The organism is Embleya sp. NPDC059213 (genome assembly GCF_042754445.1).
GTDB lineage: Bacteria > Actinomycetota > Actinomycetes > Streptomycetales > Streptomycetaceae > Embleya.
Genome location: NZ_JBHZAV010000010.1, coordinates 102771 through 123476 on the forward strand (window position 1 = coordinate 102771; position 20706 = coordinate 123476).

Consider the following 20706-nt stretch of genomic DNA (forward strand, 5'->3'; position numbering starts at 1 on the left):
GACGAAGACCGATGTTCGACAATCTGCTGCCTCCCGGCGTCGGTGCGGCGTTGCAACGCCCCGGCCTGGAACCGATGACGGCGGTGAGCGCACACACCACGATCGTGGACCTGCACCCGGCCGTGGCCGCGCTGCTCGACCGCACCGAACCCGCGATGCGCTCGGTGTTCCACGGGCGTTGCCCCGACGCCCTGTTGTTGTCCCAGGTCGCGGTCGAGGCGGAAGCCTCGTTGGCCGCCGAGGGCAGCCACGATCCCGATCACGAGGTCGTGCTCGACCGGATGCGCCGGCTGCTCGACGGCGCGGCGCTGGCCGCGATCCTGCTGCGCGAGCCGAACGACCCCGCGCACGAACGGCCGATCCCGCCCTGCTCGTCCTGCGCACCGGCGCTGGCGGACCTGGGGGTCACCATCCTGGAGGTGCCCGCGTCATGAGCGATCGTTTCCCCGAGGCCGTGGTCCAGGCCCTCACGGCCACCGGTTGGCAACCCGGCATCCACATCCCGGAAGAGGAACTGCTGCGCTGGTACCGCGCGTTGGGCACGGCCGGGATCGACGTCCCGCCGAGCGCGATCAAGGCGCTGTGGGAGTTCGGCGGGATGACGGTGCATCAGTACGGCCCCGGCGTGGACATGTCCCGAATGCCGTTCCGGATCGACCCGCTGGTCGGGCTGTACGCGGGCGACCTGCTCGCCGCGTACGGCGCGGCGCTGGGCCGCCCGCTCACCCCGGTCGGCGAATACGACCTGGGTCGCGGTCGGTTGGCGATGGATCCGCGCGGCGCGGTGTACCTGTGGTGGGGCGATCTGTGGCACGTCGCCGACACCTTCGACGGCGCGCTGATCGCGTTGATCGAGGGCCGCCGGCCGACCCGGCTGAACCTGACACCGGCCGACGCACCGCTGCCGCCGCGGCCGATCGACGAGCGCGAGGCCCGGGACAAGGCCCGCCGGCACGTGGTCGGCGGCGGTCCGAACGCGCCGAGTGACTTCGTGATGACCGAGTTCGAGTACGGCTGGCTGGTCCAGGCGATCTACCCGAACCCGGACCCGATGGCCAACGTCGGCGCCGGCCAGTGGATCGTGGACCGCCGCAACGGCCGCGTGACCCTGTGGCCGAGCCTGCCGACCGCCAACGTGCTGGCCATGTTCCGCGAACGCTACGTGGACGCGTAGGGCCGCCCGAACGGGCCACCGAACGTGAACGCGCCCCGGAACCGCGTGGGTTCCGGGGCGCATCGGCCCGACGGGTCGGCTACTTCACGTTGGTCTTGTTGATCCCGTAGCCGGGGATGTGCAACTTGCCGCCCAATTGGGCGTACATCGCGCTCTCGACGTTCGTGAAGAACACGATCGGAACGTTGATCGGCGGCGGACTCTCGGGCGTGAACGTGATCGGGATGATCCCGAAGATGTTGCCCTTGAGGTACTTCACGTACATCGTCGTCGGAATGTCCGCGTCCATCCAGGACTTGCTGCCCTCGTCGGACGAGATGACGACGTCCTTGCCGCCCGCCTCCTTCACCGTCATCGACATGTTCCAGATGTCGATGCCCTTGGACACGGTGAACTTGAGCGCGTTCTCCTCACCGCCCGCGAGGGTCTCGACCTTCACCACGCCCTCATAGTTCAGGCCGGCCATCGCCAACAGGCTGGACTTCAGCACCAACGGGTCGACCGCGACCGGCGGGAGTCCCCCGCCGCTCTTGGCGTTCACGGGTCCCTGCACCGGGCACGGAAAGGGTGTCCTGCCGTCCTTCGGCACCGCCGAGGACGACGTGGCCGACGTGGCCGACGGTTTGGCCGACGTCGTCGAGGGCTTCGCCGACGGTTTGCCGGATGTCGTCGCGGGAGGCGTCGACGCCGGCGCCGAGGGGGTGCGACCGGCCGCGGCCGCCGGCGGTGCCGCCGATGCCGGGGCCGCCGGCGGTGCCGACGCCGGAACGGGCGGCGCCGTCGAGGGCCGGTCGGCCCCCGGCAGTCCGAGCCCGGGCAGGCCGGGCAACTTCAGTTCCGGCAGCTTGAGTTCCGGCAGCTTCAGCTCGGGCAGCCGAAACTCGGGCGCCTTGCTCGTCGGCGCCGTAGTCTGCGCCGCCGTGCCCTGTGGTGCCTTCGGCGCCACCACCCGACCGTCGGCCGCCGCAGTCGGGTCCGTCGAGGGTCGGCTGCCCGCCTTGCCGGCGGCGGTCGAACCCGCCGACTTGGTGGCCGTCGTGCTCGGCGCCGCGCTCGACGTGCTCGGCGCGGCCGAGGCGCTCGACGAGGTCGTGGGACTCGCCGAGACGCAGGGGCCGTCCGAGTACGGGTTGTCGGGCAACGGATCGCTGGGCGACGCGTGCGCGATCCCGACGACGCCCACCACCCCGACCATCGCCGTCGCGATCACCGTGAGCGCCGTCCGCGGCGAGACGCTCCCTCGGGCACTGTCACCGGGTCGGTTCGTCACCGACCCGGTCGGTGCTTCCCCCGAGGCATCGGCGTCCTTCCCGTTCATCGCCTGGACCAGGAAACCGTCCTCCACGAGCGTGTCGTCCGGCGCACCCCGATCCCCGTCGCCGCCCTCGCCGCCCTCGCCGCCCTCGTCGTCGTCGACGTGCTCGTCGTCCGGCGCGTCCGGTGGCAGATAGACCCAGGAGACCGCGAGCGTGCCGCCGATCAGGCCGAACAACATGCCGACGCCGAATCCGCCGAACGTGGCGACGATGAACGACACGAGCGACACCAGGATCACGAAGACCCCGAGGTAGACCCGGGCTTGCGGGTTGAACCAGATCGCGATGCCGCACATGATCAGGATGGCGCCGATGAACAGCGCCGAGACCCCGCCGAACTGCTGGAGTTGCACGGTCACGTCACCGGCGTTGAGTGCCGCGTAGGGCGCGTACAGAATCGGCCCGGCGGCCAGGATGCTGAATACTCCGGCCCAGAACGGACGGGCTCGCCGCCAGGTCCGAAACGCCTGCCACCCGCGCCCGATCGCGTTCGGGTGCGGCTGTTCTTCGGTCACGAATTACTCCCTGGAGTGGTGCTCCGCGTTGGCCGAACGGCCGCGGGCGGGAAGCCCGCCTGCGGCCGACGACAGGTCAGAAGCACTCCTTGCTGCCGCCCCCGACCGTGAGGTGCAGGTCCTTCAGATAGAACTGACCGGCCTGGACCAGCCACGCGGTCTGCTTGACCTTGGTGAACTTCGCGTGGTCGGCCTGCTGGCCGAACATCGTCGGTGCGCCGTTGCCGCCCACCTTGGGGCCCTTGGCCCAGTCGGACGAACCCTGGGCCATCGTCGAGGCGTCGACACCGATGTCGATGTTGGTGAACTCGGCGTCACCGTCGAGTCCGTCCATCGACAGCCGCATGTCCTTCGCCGTGGCGGGCGTACCGTTGCCGCCGGCCTCGATGCGCAGCACGACGCCGAACGCGTTCACCGACTGACACAGCTTGGTGATCTTGGCGTCGCCGATCGCCGCGGTGGCCACCGGCACGATCCTGCCGTTCTTGGTCTCGTAGTGCCCGCCGTACTGGGAGAACTGGTTGGCGTCCAGTTCGTCGGCGGAGACCTTGAAGCTGCCGCCGGAGACGGTGATGTTGACCGGGACGGCACCGCTGGCGACGCCCGCGAACATGCCGACGGTGAGCGCCGCGACCGGGATGAGGGTGATACCGAACCGCTTCCAGCGGGTCTTGCCGCTACCCGCCTGAACCTTCTTGTCCATGGTCCTCCTCGGGACAGAGTCCCCGCCTCATGCGGACCAGGGCCGCACGTGGCGGGGCATGGAGGGAGGGCCTGCCTGTCCTGGGACGGACCGGCACGGCCTGGATGGGGAGGTCCGCGTCCGAGCCACCGACCGGCTGCCGGAGCTGAGGGGACACGGATCGAGCGGCCCGATCATCTTTCACGACCGGGTCGGCACACAAGAGGTTCGTTACCGGCGAGTAACGCCGCCCTTCGGACGGCACCCGCCACCGCATCACAGCGCGACGTCGACACCCCCACCAAGTGCTCCATTTTTCCCGGATATGTCCGTTAAAGAATCACTCGGAGGTCACCAAATGCCACGCAGGGCCAGGGAAATGGCCCTTGGTCAAAGATGCGTAAAGACGAAGCCCCGCCCGCTCTCGGAAACGAGAACGACCGGGGCTTCGTCGACAGGATCAGCGCCTGACGCAGGATCAGAAGAGCACGCCCGCAAGCGCCATCCGCGCCTTGGGCACCCTCGGGTCGTCCGCGCCGACGATCTCGAACAGGTCGAGCAGGTGCAGTCGCGCGGTGTTCCGGTCCTCGCCCGAGGTGCGCCGCACGGTCTCCACGAGTCGAGCGAACGCCTCGTCCGCTCGGCCGTCCAGGATGTCCAGGTCGGCCGCGAGCGTCTGCGCCGCGACGTCGTCCGCCCGCTCGGCGGCATCCGCGCGCGCCTTGTCCGCGTCCACGCCCTGCGTGCGCAGCAGGAGTTCGGTGTTGATCAGGCCCAGCTTGGCCTCGGCGTGTGCCGGGTGGTCGGAGAGCACGTTGCGGAACGCCTGGGCCGCACCGTCCAAATCGCCGGTCTCCAGCGCCTCGTCGGCGGCCGCGAGCAGCGGGTCGCCGGCGGGCTCCTCGTCCTCGTCCTCGACCGGGGCGGCCGGTTCGCCGTCGACCACGACGCCGGTCAGACCGAAGCGCTCCTCGCCGAGCTGGACGAGCTGGTCCAGCACCTGCCGAGCCTGCTGCTCGGGCACCACGCCCTGGAACAGCGGCGCGAGTTGACCGCCCAGGACGGCCATCACGGCGGGGATGCCCTGGATGCCGAACTCCTGGGCGAGACGCGGGTTGGCGTCGACATCGATCTTGGCGAGCACGAACCGGCCGGCGTATTCCTCGGCCAGGCGCTCCAGCAGCGGGCTGAGCTGTTTGCACGGCTGGCACCACTCGGCCCAGAAGTCGATCACGACGGGGGCCTGTTGGGAAAGCGCGAGTACTTCGGTCTCGAAGGTGGCCTCGGTGACGTCGATGACGACCCGTTGGCCACCGGACGCGGCGGCGGGCTTCCCGGCCGGCGCGGCCGCACGTTTGGCGGCGTTGTCGGCGGCGGCCTTGACCGCACCGAGGTCGACTACTCCGCGCATGGACATGTTCCGTGGCTGCATGTAGACATCTTCCCCCGAGAGCAAGCCGAACGATGCACGGGGCGAACCACCGGCGCACGTTCTCGAAGCCTCGTCGCGTCCCGGTCCCCGCAGGATGCGGGCCCCGGGACGGACGACGACCCTTGACGGGCCGTCAGTCGCGATCGTGTGCTCGAATCCCCATCCAGGCACCGCGATTCGCTACGGCTCGTAGCGTAAGGGGCCCGCCCGGGGGAATGCGACCGTAGGATCCGCAATGACGGATGTGAGTTGCACCACCGCCGGGCACCATACCTGCCGGTAACATGACCGCCCGTGTACGACGAATCGGCGGAAGACGGTGCGGACGGCCCACCCATACAGCGCAAGGGACGCCCGCGCAGCGCCACCGCGGACGACGCGATCCTGGACGCGGCCCGCTCGTTGCTGGCCGACGGCGGATGGGCCGGGCTGACCATGGGCGACGTCGCCGCGCGGGCGGGCGTGGCCAAGACCACGCTCTACCGCCGGTGGCACTCCAAGCACGACCTGGCCATCGCCGCGGTCGCCGAGATGCTCGGCACGCTCCGACTGTCCGATCGGGGCCCGGATCTACGCGCGGACATCGAAGACGTGGTCCGCCGCTTCGCCGCACTCCTGGGCCGCCCGGAGATGCGCACGGCCCTGATGGGCCTGGTCGCCGACTCCACCAGCGACCCGGCCCTACGCCGACGCATCCGCGAAGAGGTCGTCGACCCGCAAAAACGCCTCGTCGTCGAAGGCCGCGCCCGAGCCCACGCCCGCGGCGAAATCACCACCCCGGCCGCCCTCGACGTCGACCTGATCTTCGACATCATCGCCGGCACGGTCGTCCACCACATCCTGCTGACCGCCGAACCCGCCACGGACACCTGGGTCCAACACTTCACCACCTTCGTCGTAACCGGCCTACTCCCCCACCCGCCCACCCCCACAGGCACCTGAGACAAATCAGCCCCGCCAGCGCATGAGGCGAACCCAGCCCGGCCGGCGCATGAGGCGAATCAGCCCCGCCGGCGTTTGAGGCGAACCCAGCGCAGGACCTCAGAACCGCGCCGGCTCCGTGTACGTACCCCACTCTTCCCGAAGGACATCGCAGATCTCCCCGAGCGTCGCCTCCACCCGAGCCGCCGCCAACATCGGCGGCACCAGATTCACCGCCCCCCGCGCAGCAACCCGCATCTCCGCCAACGCCGCGGCAACGGCCGCCCCGTCCCGCCCCTCCCGCCGCCCCGCAAGCACCTTCACCTGGTCCCGCTCGACCTCGTGGCTGACCCGCATGATCTCCAGATCGCCCGTCACCGAGCCCTCGTGGCAGTTGACCCCCACCACCCGCTTGTCGCCCTTCTCCACCGCCCGCTGATAGCGGAACGCCGACTCGGCGATCTCCCCGGTGAACCACCCGTCCTCGATGCCGCGCAGGATGCCCGACGTCATCGGCCCGATCGGGTGCGGCGACGTCTCACCCAGCTCGCGGATCCGCGCGAACGTGGCCTCCGCCTCGGCCTCCAGCCGATCCGTGAGCGCCTCGACGTACCAGGACCCGCCCAGCGGGTCGGCCACCGCCGCGACCCCGGTCTCCTCCATCAGCACCTGCTGGGTGCGCAGCGCGATCTCCGCCGCCTGCGCACTGGGCAGCGCCAACGTCTCGTCCAGCGCGTTCGTGTGCAGCGAGTTGGTCCCGCCGAGCACCGCCGCGAGCGCCTCGACCGCCGTGCGCACCACGTTGTTGTACGGCTGCTGCGCGGTCAGCGAGACGCCGGCCGTCTGGGTGTGGAAGCGCAACCACTGCGCCTTCGCGGTCTTGGCGCCGTACACGTCGCGCATCCACCGCGCCCAGATCCGCCGCGCCGCGCGGAACTTGGCGATCTCCTCGAAGAAGTCCACGTGCGCGTCGAAGAAGAACGACAACCCCGGCGCGAACACGTCCACGTCCATGCCGCGCGACAGCCCCAGCTCGACGTACCCGAAGCCGTTGGCCAGCGTGTAGGCCAGCTCCTGCGCGGCCGTCGACCCGGCCTCGCGGATGTGGTAGCCGGAGACCGAGAGCGGCTTGTACGCCGGGATTTCCGCGGCGCAGTACTCCATCAGGTCGCCGATCAGCCGCAGATGCGGCTCGGGAGCGAACAGCCACTCCTTCTGGGCGATGTACTCCTTGAAGATGTCGGTCTGCAGCGTGCCGTTGAGCGTGCCGATGTCCACGCCCTGCCGCTCGGCCGCGACCAGGTACATGCAGAACGCCGGCACCGCCGGGCCCGAGATGGTCATCGACGTGGTCACGTCGCCGAGCGGGATGTCGCGGAAGAGCACGTCCATGTCGGCCGCCGAGTCCACCGCGACGCCGCAGTGCCCGACCTCGCCGAGCGAGCGTTCGTCGTCGCTGTCGCGGCCCATCAGCGTCGGCATGTCGAACGCGACCGACAGGCCGCCGCCGCCGTTGGCCAGGATCATCCGGTAGCGCTCGTTGGTCTGCTCGGCGTTGCCGAACCCGGCGAACTGCCGGATGGTCCAGGCCCGGCCGCGATAGCCGGTCGGGTACAGCCCGCGGGTGTAGGGAAATTCGCCCGGCCAGCCGATCCGCTCGAAGCCCTCGTAGGGCTGATCGGCGGGCGGCCCGTAGACCGGCTCCACCTCGAGTTCGGACAAGGTGGTGCGTCGCATGCCCTCGTTGCGGACCTTGTCGTACCGGTCCTGCCAGCGTTGCCGACCCGCTTCGATGTCCTCGGTGTTCACGTGGCTCCTGTCCGCTGCCGTCGTCGTAGGACCCATTCCCGCGCGGCACAAGAAAATTACTAGGACGTCCTAGTAAATGTCCACGATCGCTCCCCCGACACCGACCGGGAACAGGTCCGGAAAACGCCGAAGCCCCCGACCACACGTCGGAGGCTTCGCAAACACGAACGACCGGGACACCGGGCCCGGCGGCGCAAACCGCTCAGGCGGCGGCCGGCGCGGCGGTCGGCTCGACCAGCTTGTGCTTCATCTTGTAGTCGAAGACGAACGGGCCGAACGGCGGAATCGCCGCGACGAAGGCGAGCAGCGTGGTCTTGTTGTCCCACGACAGCTTGGTGCGCACGTCCAGCATGGCCAGCAGGTACAGGATGAACATGACCGCGTGCAGCAGGCCCAGCGGCATGACCAGGTTGATGTCCGAGATCCGGCTCAGCAGCGAGCCGAAGACGAGCAGCAGCAGGAACGAACAGCCCTCGGCGATCGAGATCACCTTGAAGCGGCCGACAGCGGTGGAAAGCATGGGGGGATCCTCGGGGGAAGCGGAGAGGGAACGGGCGGACTGCGAGCCGATGACTCAGGCGGTGGCGGCGGCCGTTTCCAGACCGCGCTCGCGGACCGCCTCGACGGCCTTGCGCTCGGCGAAGAACGACGCGAGCGGGATCGTGCCGGCGACCATCATCAGCAGCATGCGCTCGAACTTCCACTTCATCTTGCTGCTGAGGTCGAAGGTGACGACCAGGTAGATCATGAAGAACAGGCCGTGTGCCTGGCTGACGTAGAGCGTCGCCTTCTCGCCGGTGTCGAACCCGTACTTGAGGACCATGCACAGGGACAGGACCAGGAGCATGCACCCGGTGATCCAGGCCATCACCCGGTAACGGGTCAATACGACAGGCTTCACGGCGGCACCTTCGGTAACGGCGGCTTCTTCGACGACCTCGTCGACCGCTTTTCACAATGGCGCATGCAGCTTACGTCGCCACCACCGGGGTCCCCGAATCCACCCCCTCGTCACCGTTATGTGCCGGCGCCGGCACCGCCGCCTCCTCCTCGATCCGGAAGTCGCCCGCGTCCACCCGCAGCACCCGCAGCAGGTCGAACAGTTGCGCGCACTGCTCCGGGGTGTACGCGCCGAGCCCGAACTCGCGCGCGGTCAGATCCCGGGTGGCCCGCTCGGTGACGTCGCGGCCCTTGTCGGTGATCACCGCGAGCACCCCCCGCCCGTCGCGCGGGTTCGGCCGGCGGGCGACCAGCTCGGCCTGCTCCAGCCGGTCGATCGTGTTGGTCACACTCGTCGGGTGGACCATCAGCCGCTCGCCGATCCGGGACAGCGGCAACGAGCCGGTCCGGCTGAAGGTGAGCAGTACCAGTGCCTCGTAGCGGGCGAAGGTCAGCCCGTACGGCTTGAGCACCGCGTCGGCGCCCGCGAGCAGGATCTGCTGGGCGCGCATGATCGAGGTGATGGCGACCATCGGCGGGCACTCCCCCCAGTGCTCTCGCCAGTGCTCGTCGGCACGCGTGATCGGATCGAAGGGGAGATTCAGTGGCTTCGGCACGGGCCGAGCGTAGTGGAGGTTACCGAGCGGTCACGTGGCCGTCTCACTCCTCGCGCATACCCCCGCACGTATGCCGGACGGCCGCCGCGACGGAGGGCGCCGGGCGCGTCGGCGGCCCGACATGACCAATAGGTCATTCAAGCTTCAACTATTTTCGGTATTCTGTGGTACATGACGGAAGCCGAGCCCAGGTGGCTGAGTGATGAAGACCAGTGCGTCTGGCGCCAGATCATCGCCGTGATCAACATGCTGCCGCCCCGACTGGAGCGCGAACTCCAGCGCGCGCACGGGTTGTCCCTGCACGACTACCAGATCCTGGTCCAGCTCTCCGAGCATCCGGATCGGGAGGTACGGCTGAGCGATCTGGCCGAGGCAACCCAGCAGTCCAAGAGCCGACTCTCGCACCAGATGACCCGGATGGAGAACGCCGGTCTGGTGGCCCGCCGCAACTGTCCCACCGATCGGCGCGGTGCCTACGCGGTGCTTACCGAGGAGGGTTGGCGAGTGCTGGAGGCCGCGGCGCCCACGCATGTGGAAAGCGTGCGCGAGCACCTGATGGACGTGATGACGCCGGCCCAGAAGCAGGTCGTCGGCGCGGCCTTCGGCGCGGTGGCCGACAAACTCCGCCCGGCCGCCCGCAGCACGGTCTGCCCCTCCCTGAAACAGCCCGTCGACCCGTCCGGCGTCTGACGACGAACCGAAGTCGGCCCACCCACGACCGGGCAGGCCGACTCGGGCCGACTCCTAGGCCCCCGAGGCCCCGAGGCCGGCGATCAGCTCGTCCGCGGCCGTGTACGGATCCAGATCGCCCGTGAGCACCCGCTCGGCCAGCGCGTCGAGCCGCCGGCCGCCGCGCAGGTCGCCGATCCGGGCACGCAGCGCGGTGACCGCGATCGCCTCGACCTCGTCGGCCACCCGGCGCCGGCGTCGCCGGGTCAGCTCGCCGCCGGCCTCCATCCAGGCCCGGTGCTTCTCCAGCGCCTCGACCACCTCGTCGACACCCTCGCCGCGCGAGGCCACCGTCTTGACGATCGGCGGACGCCAGTCCCCCGGCCCGCGCGCCTCGCCCAGCGAGAGCATGTGCCCCAGCTCGCGCGCGGTGGTCGCCGCGCCGTCCCGGTCCGCCTTGTTGACCACGTACAGGTCGCCGATCTCCAGGATCCCGGCCTTGGCCGCCTGGATCCCGTCGCCCATCCCGGGCGCGAGCAGCACCACCGTGCTGTCCGCCATCGAGGCGATCTCCACCTCGGACTGACCCACCCCGACCGTCTCCACGATCACCACGTCGCAGCCCGCCGCGTCCAACACCCGCAACGCCTGCGGAGTGGACCAGGACAGCCCGCCCAGATGCCCGCGCGAGGCCATCGAGCGGATGTACACCCCGGGGTCGGTCGCGTGGTCCTGCATCCGCACCCGGTCACCGAGCAGCGCGCCGCCGGAGAACGGCGAGGACGGGTCCACCGCGAGCACGCCCACCCGTCGGCCCAGCCTGCGATAGGCGCTCACCAGCGCGGTGGTGGACGTCGACTTGCCCACGCCGGGCGATCCGGTCAGCCCGATCACGTACGCGTTGCCGGCCAACGGCGCGAGCGCGGCCATCACCTCGCGCAACTTCGGCGACGCGTCCTCGACCAGTGAGATCAACCGGGCGACCGCCCGGGGCCGACCCTCCCGGGCCTGGGCCACCAACGTCGCGACATCCATCCCCGACCTCATGCGCCACCGCTTCCCTGCTCGGATATGCCGAAACGACCCCGGAGCCGGCGCGGCCGCACACCGCTGTGTGTGCCGCGCGACTCCGAGATCGTTTCAGGTGGGTGTATCACCCGGGAACCGCCCGGTCGGCGACGCCCGCCGGGCCCGTGCCCGTGCCCGAGCCCGTGCGCGTCGCGGCGACCGGTCGGCTCAGTTGCCCGGGACGGTGATGATCAGCGCGTCGCCCTGGCCACCGCCGCCGCACAGCGCCGCCGCGCCGGTGCCGCCGCCGCGCCGCTTGAGTTCGAGCGCCAGGTGCAGCACCACGCGGGCGCCGGACATCCCGATCGGGTGACCCAGCGCGATCGCGCCGCCGTTGACGTTGACCTTGTCGGTGCCCACTCCCAGGTCGCGCATCGACTGCACGGCCACGGCGGCGAACGCCTCGTTGATCTCGATCAGGTCCAGGTCCTCGACGCCCAGGCCCTGCTTGCCCAGCGCGTGCTTGATCGCGTTCGAGGGCTGCGACTGGAGCGAGTTGTCCGGGCCCGCGACGTTGCCGTGCGCACCGATCTCGGCGAGCCACTCCAGGCCCAGCTCCTGCGCCTTGGCCTTGCTCATCACCACGACGGCGGCGGCGCCGTCGGAGATCTGCGAGGCCGACCCCGCGGTGATCGTGCCGTCCTTGGTGAACGCCGGGCGCAACTTGCCCAGCGACTCCGCGGTGGTGTCCGCACGCACGCCCTCGTCGGTCGCGAACACGACCGGCTCGCCGCGTCGCTGCGGAATCTGCACCGGCACGATCTCGGCGTCGAAGACACCGTTCTTCGCCGCGGCGGCGGCCCGCTGGTGGGACAGCGCCGCCACCTCGTCCTGCTCCGCGCGCGAGATGTTCAGCTTGCCGTTGTGGTGCTCGGTCGACTCGCCCATCGGGATGTTCTCGAACGCGTCGGTCAGACCGTCGTAGGCCATCGCGTCGAGCATCTCCACCGCGCCGTATTTGAAGCCCTCACGAGACTTCGGCAGCAGGTGCGGGGCGTTGGTCATGGACTCCATGCCGCCCGCGACCACGATGTCGAACTCGCCCGCGCGGATCAGTTGGTCGGCCAGCGCGATCGCGTCCAGGCCGGAGAGACAGACCTTGTTGATGGTCAGCGAGGGCACGTTCATCGGGATGCCGGCCTTGACCGACGCCTGACGCGCGGGCATCTGCCCGGCGCCGGCCTGGAGCACCTGGCCCATGATCACGTACTGGACCTGGTCCCCGGTGATGCCCGCGCGCTCCAGCGCGGACTTGATCGCGATGGCGCCCAGGTCGGTGCCGGAGAAGCCCTTGAGGGATCCGAGCAGCCGACCCATGGGCGTACGGGCCCCGGCGACGATGACAGAACCGGCCATGAGGGTGGCCTCCACAACTTGAGGGTCGGGGTGCCATCGCCAGGCGGCCCGGGCGACGTGCGGCATCCCCGCGACGGACGTGAAGTTGTTCCGGAACCTACCCGGAAGGGCCGCGACCGTGGCAGGGGGCTCCGATGTGACGGAACCCACCATCTCGGGCCACCCCTACCGAGTGTGCTCTCACCCATAGTCTCGTTTCGACGGACCGGGTATCTACTCGCAGGTAACCCGGGTACTCCCCAGAGGCCCTTTGGAGGCCATGGTGCTCACGCGGATCGACCACATCGGCATCGCCTGCCACGACCTCGACGCGACGGTGGCGTTCTACACGACGACCTACGGCTTCGAGGTATTCCACACCGAGGTCAACGAGGAGCAGGGCGTCCGCGAGGCGATGCTCAAGATCAACGAGACCTCGGACGGCGGCGCCTCCTACCTCCAACTCCTGGAGCCCATCCGGGAGGACTCCACCGTCGCGAAGTGGCTGGCCAAGAACGGCGAGGGCGTGCACCACATCGCGTTCGGCACCGCCGACGTCGATGCGGACTCGGCCGCGATCAAGGACAAGGGCGTGCGGGTGCTCTACGAGGAGCCGCGTCGTGGTTCCATGGGCTCGCGCATCACTTTCCTGCACCCCAAGGACTGTCACGGTGTGCTCACCGAGCTGGTGACCTCGGCCGCGAACCCCGACGCGGAGCACTGAGCCGAGCGCTCGGCTCGCGCCGACGCCCGGCATCTCCGGCGACCGCCCGCGACATCTCGCGGCGCGGCGCCGGCTTCGATCGCGCCTCGCGCACCCGACAACCCGTCAAGCGAGCGGCGCAGTTCCTGCGACTCCGCCTCTTGTCGGGTTTGTGCCGACCGCCTAGCGTTACCAGCGGGTAAGTTCAGCGAAGTTCAACGCGAAGTTCGCAAACCCTCATTGCTCTCCCATGCTTCAACCGCCGACCCATGGAGGCCGACGATGAAGGAGATCCTCGACGCCATCCTCGCGGGGGACACCCCCAAGGAGGCGTACGCAGCGCTCCCGCTTCCCGACTCGTACCGCGCCGTCACCGTCCACAAGGACGAGGAGACGATGTTCGAGGGCATGGAATCGCGGGACAAGGATCCGCGTCAGTCGCTGCACGTCGAAGACGTGCCGCTGCCCGAACTCGGCCCCGGCGAAGCCCTCGTCGCCGTGATGGCCAGTGCGATCAACTACAACACCGTGTGGACCTCGCTCTTCGAGCCGGTCTCCACCTTCCGTTTCCTGGAGAAGTACGGCCGCAACTCGGAACTGACCAAGCGGCACGACCTGCCCTACCACGTGGTCGGCTCCGACCTCGCGGGCGTCGTCCTGCGCACCGGTGCGGGCGTGAACGCCTGGAAGCCCGGCGACGAGGTGGTCGCGCACTGCCTCTCCGTCGAGTTGGAGAGCGCGGACGGACACTCGGACACGATGCTCGACCCCGAGCAGCGCATCTGGGGCTTCGAGACCAACTTCGGCGGTCTCGCGCACATCGCCCTGGTCAAGAGCAACCAGCTCATGCCCAAGCCGGCACACCTGTCGTGGGAAGAGGCCGCCTCGCCGGGCCTGGTCAACTCGACGGCGTACCGCCAACTCGTCTCGCGCAACGGCGCCGGCATGAAGCAGGGCGACAACGTGCTGATCTGGGGCGCCTCCGGCGGCCTGGGCTCGTACGCGACGCAGTTCGCCCTCGCGGGCGGCGCCACGCCGATCTGCGTGGTGTCCTCCGAGGACAAGGCGCAACTGTGCCGGGACATGGGCGCCGAGCTGGTGATCGACCGGCGGGCCGAGGACTTCCGCTTCTGGAAGGACGAGCACACCCAGGACCCGCGCGAGTGGAACCGGTTCGGCCGGCGCATCCGCGAACTCACCGGCGGCGAGGACGTGGACATCGTCTTCGAGCACCCGGGCCGGGAGACCTTCGGCGCGTCGGTGTACGTCACCCGCAAGGGCGGCACCATCGTGACCTGTGCGTCGACTTCGGGTTACATGCACGAGTACGACAACCGTTATCTGTGGATGAGCCTGAAGCGCATCGTCGGTTCGCACTTCGCCAACTACCGCGAGGCGTGGGAGGCGAATCGTCTGGTGGCGAAGGGTAGGATTCACCCGACGTTGTCGCGCACCTACGCTCTGGAAGAGACCGGCCAGGCGGCCCGGGACGTCCACCGGAACCTGCACCAGGGCAAGGTGGGCGTACTGTGTCTCGCACCGGAGGAGGGCCTGGGGGTTCGGGACGCCGAGATGCGAGCGCGGCATATCGACGCCATCAACCGCTTTCGTAACGTCTGACGGCGGTCCCTGGATCTGAGACCATTCTCCCTGGTAGTCAATGCGGTACGGGCGGTTCCGGATGTACAAACGGGAACGCATCGTCACCAACCGGCCGGAAACGGCCGACTTGCAGTACTGAAACGTACGCGGCCAGGGGATGGAGTGGGACCCCACAGTGCGGGGCTACGACCGCTACCAAGTTGACGAGCACCTCGAACTGCTCGACGACGAGATAAAGCGGCTGAAGACGGAGCGCGACGACACCGTCGCACACGCGGAGGACCTCGGCTATCAGGTCGAGGTTCTCCGCGCGAAGCTGCATGATCTTCGCCGCCAACTCGCCACACCCCGATTCGACAGCATCGGCGGCCAGGCCGAGCAGATGTTGCGCAACGCCCAGTTGCAGGCCGATCAGGTCCGCGCGGACGCCGAGCGCGAGTTGCAGGAGTCGCGCGCGACCACGCAGCGCCTGCTCCAGGAGGCCGCCGCGCGGTCCGCCCGGCTGGAGGCCGACTGGCAGGCCGAGGTGATGGAGCGCCGCCGTCGCCTGGACGAGGAACTGGCCCAGGCCCGCCAGGCCACCGAGACCCGCGTCAACGAGAACGTCACGTGGGCCGAGCAGTTGCGTGCCCAGGCCGAGGAACGTTCGCGCCAGCTCCTGGACAACGCCCGCGCCGAGGCCGAGCGGATCGCCGCCGCCGCGCGCGAGCAGGCCGTCGGCACCAGCGAGAGCACCCGCGCCGAGGTCGAGTCGCTGCTCTCGCGCGCCCAGGGCGACGCGGACCGGGTGATCGCCGAGGCCAAGGCCCGGGCGAGCGTGGCCGTGGACCAGTCCGAGCAGTTGCGCACCGAGACCCGCACCCGGGCGGAGAGCCTGGTCGGCGACGCCCGGGTCGAGGCCGCCCGGATCATCGGCGAGGCACGATCCGAGGCCGAGCGGGTCACCGGCGAGGCCGGCGCCCGCGCCCAGGGCGCTTCGGAGAACACAGCCAAACTGCTCGAATCCGCCCAATTGGAGATCGAGCGGCTGCGCGCCGAGGCGGCCGGCGAGGCGGACCGCCGCCAGGCCGAGGCCCAGCGCCTGCTCCAGGGCGCCGAGGTCGAGGCGAGCGAGACGCTCGGCAAGGCCGCCGGCGACGCCGAGGCGTATCTGGCCAAGGCCCGCGCGGAGGCGGACAAGCTCACCTCCGCGGCCCGCGCCGCGGCCGAGCGGCTGCGCGCCGAGGCGCTCGGCGAGGCCGACCGACTGCGCGACGAGGCCCGCACCGAGGCCGAGGCGCTGCGTACGGACACCCGCGCCGAGTTGGACACCGCCCGCGAGGAAACCCTGGCCCGGGTCGACGAGTTGGAGGCCGGGGCCCGCGCGGAGATCGAGCGTCGTCGGCAGGAGGTCGACCGACTGCGCGCCGAGGCTCAGCAATTGCTCACCAACGCCGAGGCCGGCGCCGCCGACCGCCTGGAGACCGCCGCCCGGGCCGCGGACGACCTGATGGCCAAGTCCCGCTCCGAGGCGGAACGGGTGCAAAGCGAAGCGCGCACCGAGGCGGACGAGTTGCGTGCCCGGGCACAGGCCGACGCCGAGGCGGTCGAGACGCGCACCCGCGAGTCGAGCGACCACCTGGCGAACGAGGCCCGCGAGTACGCGGACCAGGTGCGTGCCAAGGCCGCCGAGAGCGCCGAGGAACTGCTGGAGACGGCCCGGGCCGAGACCGGCAAGCTGCGCGAGAAGGCGGTCGCCGACACGCACCGGCTGCGCGAGCTCACGCAGCGCCAACAGGCGGAGGCCGTCGAGGAGTTGCAGCGCGCCCGGGACGAGGCGCAGCGCCTGGGCAAGGAGGCCGCCCAGGCCGCCGAGCAACTGCGCGAGGAGTCGGCCGCACAGGCCGCCGAGCGGGTCGAGGCGGCTCGGGCCGAGGCGGAGCGGGTACGCACCGAAGCGGCCGAGAACGCCGGCCGTTCGCACGCCGAGGCCGAGACGCTGGTGGCCGAGGCCCGGACCGAGGCACACAAGGCCGCGACCGACGCGTCGCGGGCGGCGGAGGAGTTGGTCCGCTCCGCCGAGCAGGCCGCGAACGAACTGCGCGAGCAGGCGGTGGCGCAGGCCGAGGCGGTCCGCACGCAGGCCGAGCGGCAGGCGGCCGAGCTGCGTACCCGGGCCGAGGAACTGCGCGCCCGGGCCGAGCAGTCCGCCGGCGAGGCCGAGGACACGCTGGACCGGGCCCGGGCGGACGCCCAGGCCACCATGGAGCAGGCCCGCGCCGACGCCGGCGCGCGCACCCAGTCGGCCGCGGTCAAGGCGGACGAGCTGATCGGCAAGGCCCGCGAGGAGGCCGAGAAGGTCCTCACCGACTCCCGTGCGGAGGCGGACGGCATGCGCTCGGCCGCCCGCCGGGACGCCGCCTCGATGCGCGAGGAGGCGGAGACCGAGGCGCGCACGTTGCGCGAGGAGACCGAGAGCACCGCGCGGGCGGTGCGCGAGGCCGCCGAGAGTACGGCGCTGACGCTGCGCGAGGAGAGCACCGAGCAGGCCCGCACGCTGCTGGCGGGGGCGGACGCGGACGCGACCCGGATGCGGACCGAGGCCGAGAGCGCCGCGCAGGCGCTGCGCGAGAAGACCACGGACACGGCCCGTTCGGTGCTGGAGCAGGCCGACGCGGAGGCCGAGCGCATGCGCACGCAGGCCGAGACGGCCGCCCGCACACTGCGCGAGGAGACCACCGAGACCGCGCGTTCGGTGCTGGAACAGGCCCACGCCGAGGCCGAGCGCATGCGGACCGAAGCCGAGGACGCCGCCCGCACGCTGCGTACCGAGACGGCGGCGACCGTGCGTGCCGCGCTGGACAAGGCCGAATCGGACGCCGCGCGAGTGCGCGCGGAGGGCGAGGAGACCGCGCTCGGCATCCTGGAGCAGGCCGACGGCGAGGCCCGTGCGCTGCGCCAGGAGGCGACCGCGGCACTGGCCGCGGCCAAGGCGGACGCGGACGCGGCACGGACGCAGGGCGAGACGGACGCGGATCGGGCCAGGTCCGAGGCGCAAAGCGCGGCCCGGGCGCTGCTGGAGCGGGCCGAACGCGACGCCGAGCAGGTGCGCACCGACGCCGAGACCGCGGCCCGCACCCTGCGACAGGAGGCCGCCGCCGCTTTGGAGGCCGCGCGCACCGAGGCCGAGCGGCTGCACGCCGAGGCGACCGCGACGCGGGCCGCGGCCGACCACGACGCGAGCACCCTGCGCGAGGAGGCCGCCGCGGCGCTCGACGAGGCGACGGCGGAGTCGGAACGGCTGCGCGGCGAGGCCGAGACGGCCGCGCTGACCCAGTTGGAGCAGGCCGACACCGACTCCGCCCGGATGCGCGAGGAGGCCGAGGCCGAGGCGATCCGGCTGCGTACCCAGGGTGCGCAGGCGCTGGAGGAGGCCCGCGACGAGGCGGCCGAGCTGCGCGACCGCACCAAGGCGCGGGCCCGCGAGTTGCTGGAGAAGGCCGAGGCACGCGGTACCGACCTGTTGGAGAGTGCGACCACCCAGGCCCGGTCGGCCAAGGAGGACGCGGCGCGCGCGGTGGCCGAGGCACAGGCCGAGGCCGAGGCCGTACGTGCCGCGGTGGTGGGTATCGAGGACGCCGCCCGCGAGGAGTCGGACCGGCTCACCGCGCTCGCCGAACGCGACCTGACCAAGGCCCGCGACGACGCCGAGACCACGCTGGTCCGGGCCCGCGCGGAGGCGGACGCCACGGTCACCGCGGCCCGCAAGCACGCCGAGCGGATGAAGTCCGATTCCGACCGGGAGGCCGAGAAGACCCGAACGGCCGGACGGGAAGCGGCGAACAAGGAACTGCGCGAAGCCGAGGAGGCCGCGACCACGCTGCGCGATCAGGCCCGGGCGGAGCTGGAGCAGGCCGCCAACGAGGCCGAGGATCTGTTGATTCGCGCGAAGGGTCGGGCCACCGAGATCGTCGGCACCGCCGAGCGCAAGGCCGAACAACACGTGCACGAGGCGAACGAGGCGGCGAACCGACTGATCGCCGAGGCCGAGGCGGAGGACGAACGACTGCGCACCGAGGCAACGGCGGTGATAGAGAAGGCGCGCAAGGACTCGGACGCGATGATCAGCGAGACGCGCCGGGACACCACCGCCACCCGCGAGCGTTCCGACAAGGAGGCCGAGCAAGCCGTCGAACGTGCCCGCCGGCAGGCCGCGGAGGGCCTGAAGCAGGCCGGCAAGCGGGTGGACGACCTGGTCGCCGCCGCCGAGGAACAGGTGAGCGAGGCCCGCGTGGACGCCGAGAAGATGAAGGTGACCGCGGCGGAGGAAGCCGAGCGAATTCGTGACAAGGCCGGTTCCGAGGCGGATAGGGTACGGATTGCCGCGGTGAAGAAGGCCGAGGCGTTGCTCTCGGAAGCGGAACAGCGCCTCGCCGACGCCCAGAAGGGCGCGGACGACCTGCGGGCGAAGGTGGCCGAACAAGTGGCCGCCGCCCAGCGGGAGGCGCAGGCGGTCCGTCGCAAGACCGCCGCGGACGCCGAGAAGGTTCTCGACGAGGCGCGGAAGGAGGCGGAGCGACTGCGCACCGAGGCGCGCAAGGACGCGGACCGTCATCGTGCCGACGGACAGCGCAAACTCGACGAGTTGAACCGCAGACGCAAGGACATCACCGCCGAGATGTCGCGCGTGCAGGGTGTCCTGGACGCGCTCGCCGCTCCTGCGGGTCTGGGCGCCGGCAAGGGCAACTCCTCGTCGGGCAAGGGCCCCGGGGCGAAGGGTGCCGGTTCGTCGTCATCCGATTGAGCGATGCCGGCCGGTTCTTATCCCCCGGTCAGGTCGATGCTCCGCCCGATTCGTGCCAGGATTCCACCCGTCACCTCATTCACCGCACCCGTCATACGACAGGAACCCCATGAGCGACACTAACTCTCCGCACGGCTTCGACATCGTCCGCCGTGGGTACGAGCGTTCGCAGGTCGACGACCGCATCACGAAGCTCGTGTCGGACCGTGACAGCGCGCTCGCGAGGATCTCGGCGCTGGAGAAGCGAATCGAGGAACTTCACCTCGAAAGCCAGAACGCGCAGGCCCAACTCGCCGACGCCGAACCGTCCTACGCGGGTCTCGGCGCTCGGGTGGAGAAGATCCTCCGCCTCGCCGAGGAAGAGGCCAAGGACCTGCGCGAGGAGGCTCGCCGCGCCGCCGATCAGCACCGCGAGTTGGCCGAGGCGGCCGCCCAGCAGGTGCGTTCCGATGCCGAGCAGTACGGCAAGGAGCGCAAGGCCAAGGCCGAGGACGAGGGTTCGCGGATCCTCGACAAGGCGAAGAGCGACGCCACGCAGCTTCGTGGCGAGGCGGCCAAGGACGCGTCGGCCAAGCGCGAGGAGGCCGAGGCCCTCTTCGAGGAGACCCGGGCCAAGGCCGCCCAGGCCGCCGCCGACTTCGAGACCAACCTGGCCAAGCGCCGCGAGCAGTCCGAGCGCGACCTGGCGGCCCGTCAGGCCAAGGCCGAAAAGCGCCTGTCCGAGGTCGAGCACCGGGCCGAACAACTGCGCCTGGAGGCCGAGAAGCTCCGCACCGACGCCGAGCGTCGCTCGCGTCAGACGATCGAGACGGCACAGCGCCAGGCCGACGACATCGTCGCCGACGCACGGGCCAAGGCCGACCGGATCCGCTCGGAGTCCGAGCGCGAGCTGGCCGCGCTGACGCACCGTCGGGACAGCATCAACGCGCAGCTCACCAACGTGCGCGAGATGCTGGCGACGCTCACCGGCGCGGCCGTCGCCGCCGCGGGTGTGAGCATCGATGACGACGACGACAAGATGCCGGGTGTGCCGGCGCAGCAGAGCCGCTGACACTCCCGCGCGGAGTCTCGACCCGGATTCCGGTGCCGTACGCGGCACCGGTGGCCGGTTTCGGCGGCCGGGCGGCGGACGGGTTCCATG

17 protein-coding genes are annotated in these 20706 nt (G+C 70.7%); 8 read left to right on the forward strand and 9 right to left on the reverse strand.

Translation table 11 applies throughout. The annotated features are described in order from the left end of the window. Positions 1-11 precede the first annotated feature (11 nt). Both ACFXMF_RS06420 and ACFXMF_RS06425 read left to right on the forward strand, forming a co-directional pair. Positions 12-434, forward strand: coding sequence for a YwqJ-related putative deaminase (locus ACFXMF_RS06420; RefSeq protein WP_360317228.1), 423 nt, complete (start codon positions 12-14; stop codon positions 432-434). Continuing rightward, on the forward strand, positions 431-1174 hold the full coding sequence (locus tag ACFXMF_RS06425) for an SUKH-3 domain-containing protein (protein WP_360317226.1): 744 nt from the start codon (positions 431-433) through the stop codon (positions 1172-1174). Before ACFXMF_RS06420 ends, ACFXMF_RS06425 begins: the two co-directional genes overlap by 4 nt. A 79-nt stretch (positions 1175-1253) precedes the next feature. Here ACFXMF_RS06425 and ACFXMF_RS06430 read toward each other — a convergent pair whose 3' ends face one another. The 3 genes from ACFXMF_RS06430 to ACFXMF_RS06440 all read right to left on the reverse strand — a co-directional run bounded on the left by ACFXMF_RS06430 (position 1254) and on the right by ACFXMF_RS06440 (position 5119). Continuing rightward, entirely contained in the window at positions 1254-3005 is a 1752-nt protein-coding gene (locus ACFXMF_RS06430; protein ID WP_379988692.1) for a DUF6114 domain-containing protein, read from the reverse strand. A 76-nt stretch (positions 3006-3081) separates the two neighbouring features. Beyond that, on the reverse strand, positions 3082-3708 hold the full coding sequence (locus tag ACFXMF_RS06435) for a DUF6230 family protein (protein WP_360317220.1): 627 nt from the start codon (positions 3706-3708) through the stop codon (positions 3082-3084). A 457-nt stretch (positions 3709-4165) separates the two neighbouring features. Next, positions 4166-5119 carry a tetratricopeptide repeat protein gene (locus tag ACFXMF_RS06440; protein ID WP_360317218.1) on the reverse strand — a complete coding sequence of 318 codons (954 nt, stop codon included), beginning with the start codon at positions 5117-5119 and terminating at the stop codon, positions 4166-4168. A gap of 294 nt (positions 5120-5413) precedes the next feature. On the opposite strand from ACFXMF_RS06440, the gene ACFXMF_RS06445 reads away from it, so the two are divergent. Further along, complete coding sequence (locus ACFXMF_RS06445) at positions 5414-6061, forward strand: TetR/AcrR family transcriptional regulator (RefSeq protein WP_360317215.1); 648 nt, start codon at positions 5414-5416, stop codon at positions 6059-6061. Positions 6062-6160: 99 nt separating this feature from the next. Here the strand turns inward: ACFXMF_RS06445 and ACFXMF_RS06450 are convergent, their stop codons facing one another. The 4 genes from ACFXMF_RS06450 to ACFXMF_RS06465 form a co-directional block, all read right to left on the reverse strand. Then, a complete protein-coding gene (locus ACFXMF_RS06450; protein WP_380020545.1) occupies positions 6161-7777 on the reverse strand; it encodes a methylmalonyl-CoA mutase in 1617 nt (538 codons plus the stop codon). Between the two features lie 274 nt (positions 7778-8051). Next, the gene (locus ACFXMF_RS06455) at positions 8052-8369 is read right to left on the reverse strand and encodes a DUF3817 domain-containing protein (protein WP_360317211.1); all 318 of its coding nucleotides are present in this window, start codon (positions 8367-8369) and stop codon (positions 8052-8054) included. 54 nt (positions 8370-8423) lie between these two features. Continuing rightward, positions 8424-8750 carry a DUF3817 domain-containing protein gene (locus ACFXMF_RS06460; protein WP_360317208.1) on the reverse strand — a complete coding sequence of 109 codons (327 nt, stop codon included), beginning with the start codon at positions 8748-8750 and terminating at the stop codon, positions 8424-8426. A gap of 70 nt (positions 8751-8820) precedes the next feature. Then, entirely contained in the window at positions 8821-9405 is a 585-nt protein-coding gene (locus tag ACFXMF_RS06465) for a MarR family transcriptional regulator (RefSeq protein ID WP_360317205.1), read from the reverse strand. A gap of 171 nt (positions 9406-9576) precedes the next feature. Between ACFXMF_RS06465 and ACFXMF_RS06470 the strand changes: the two genes are divergently transcribed. Further along, positions 9577-10095 carry a MarR family transcriptional regulator gene (locus ACFXMF_RS06470; RefSeq protein WP_360317203.1) on the forward strand — a complete coding sequence of 173 codons (519 nt, stop codon included), beginning with the start codon at positions 9577-9579 and terminating at the stop codon, positions 10093-10095. Positions 10096-10149: 54 nt separating this feature from the next. Here the strand turns inward: ACFXMF_RS06470 and meaB are convergent, their stop codons facing one another. Both meaB and ACFXMF_RS06480 read right to left on the reverse strand, forming a co-directional pair. Beyond that, positions 10150-11109 (reverse strand): methylmalonyl Co-A mutase-associated GTPase MeaB, encoded by a 960-nt coding sequence (meaB, locus tag ACFXMF_RS06475; RefSeq protein WP_360317201.1) that lies wholly within the window; start codon positions 11107-11109, stop codon positions 10150-10152. 201 nt (positions 11110-11310) lie between these two features. Continuing rightward, entirely contained in the window at positions 11311-12498 is a 1188-nt protein-coding gene (locus ACFXMF_RS06480) for an acetyl-CoA C-acetyltransferase (RefSeq protein ID WP_360317199.1), read from the reverse strand. Positions 12499-12760: 262 nt separating this feature from the next. On the opposite strand from ACFXMF_RS06480, the gene mce reads away from it, so the two are divergent. The 4 genes from mce (at position 12761) to ACFXMF_RS06500 (ending at position 20616) form a co-directional block, all read left to right on the forward strand. Then, positions 12761-13201, forward strand: a complete 441-nt coding sequence (gene mce / locus ACFXMF_RS06485; RefSeq protein WP_360317356.1) for a methylmalonyl-CoA epimerase — start codon at positions 12761-12763, stop codon at positions 13199-13201. A gap of 261 nt (positions 13202-13462) precedes the next feature. After that, entirely contained in the window at positions 13463-14800 is a 1338-nt protein-coding gene (ccrA, locus tag ACFXMF_RS06490) for a crotonyl-CoA carboxylase/reductase (RefSeq protein ID WP_360317197.1), read from the forward strand. A 157-nt stretch (positions 14801-14957) separates the two neighbouring features. Next, positions 14958-19565 carry a hypothetical protein gene (locus ACFXMF_RS06495; RefSeq protein WP_380017723.1) on the forward strand — a complete coding sequence of 1536 codons (4608 nt, stop codon included), beginning with the start codon at positions 14958-14960 and terminating at the stop codon, positions 19563-19565. Between the two features lie 109 nt (positions 19566-19674). After that, positions 19675-20616 carry a cellulose-binding protein gene (locus ACFXMF_RS06500; protein ID WP_360317193.1) on the forward strand — a complete coding sequence of 314 codons (942 nt, stop codon included), beginning with the start codon at positions 19675-19677 and terminating at the stop codon, positions 20614-20616. The last annotated feature ends 90 nt before the right edge of the window (positions 20617-20706 follow it).

Coding starts and splice junctions, on each gene's coding strand:
- ccrA (WP_360317197.1), top strand. CDS start 13,463: ATGAAGGAGATCCTCGACGCCATCCTCGCGGGGGACACCCCCAAGGAG.
- ACFXMF_RS06500 (WP_360317193.1), top strand. CDS start 19,675: ATGAGCGACACTAACTCTCCGCACGGCTTCGACATCGTCCGCCGTGGG.
- ACFXMF_RS06435 (WP_360317220.1), bottom strand. CDS start 3,708: ATGGACAAGAAGGTTCAGGCGGGTAGCGGCAAGACCCGCTGGAAGCGG.
- ACFXMF_RS06455 (WP_360317211.1), bottom strand. CDS start 8,369: ATGCTTTCCACCGCTGTCGGCCGCTTCAAGGTGATCTCGATCGCCGAG.
- ACFXMF_RS06470 (WP_360317203.1), top strand. CDS start 9,577: ATGACGGAAGCCGAGCCCAGGTGGCTGAGTGATGAAGACCAGTGCGTC.
- meaB (WP_360317201.1), bottom strand. CDS start 11,109: ATGGATGTCGCGACGTTGGTGGCCCAGGCCCGGGAGGGTCGGCCCCGG.
- ACFXMF_RS06420 (WP_360317228.1), top strand. CDS start 12: ATGTTCGACAATCTGCTGCCTCCCGGCGTCGGTGCGGCGTTGCAACGC.
- ACFXMF_RS06450 (WP_380020545.1), bottom strand. CDS start 7,777: ATGCGACGCACCACCTTGTCCGAACTCGAGGTGGAGCCGGTCTACGGG.
- ACFXMF_RS06440 (WP_360317218.1), bottom strand. CDS start 5,119: ATGCAGCCACGGAACATGTCCATGCGCGGAGTAGTCGACCTCGGTGCG.
- ACFXMF_RS06480 (WP_360317199.1), bottom strand. CDS start 12,498: ATGGCCGGTTCTGTCATCGTCGCCGGGGCCCGTACGCCCATGGGTCGG.
- ACFXMF_RS06425 (WP_360317226.1), top strand. CDS start 431: ATGAGCGATCGTTTCCCCGAGGCCGTGGTCCAGGCCCTCACGGCCACC.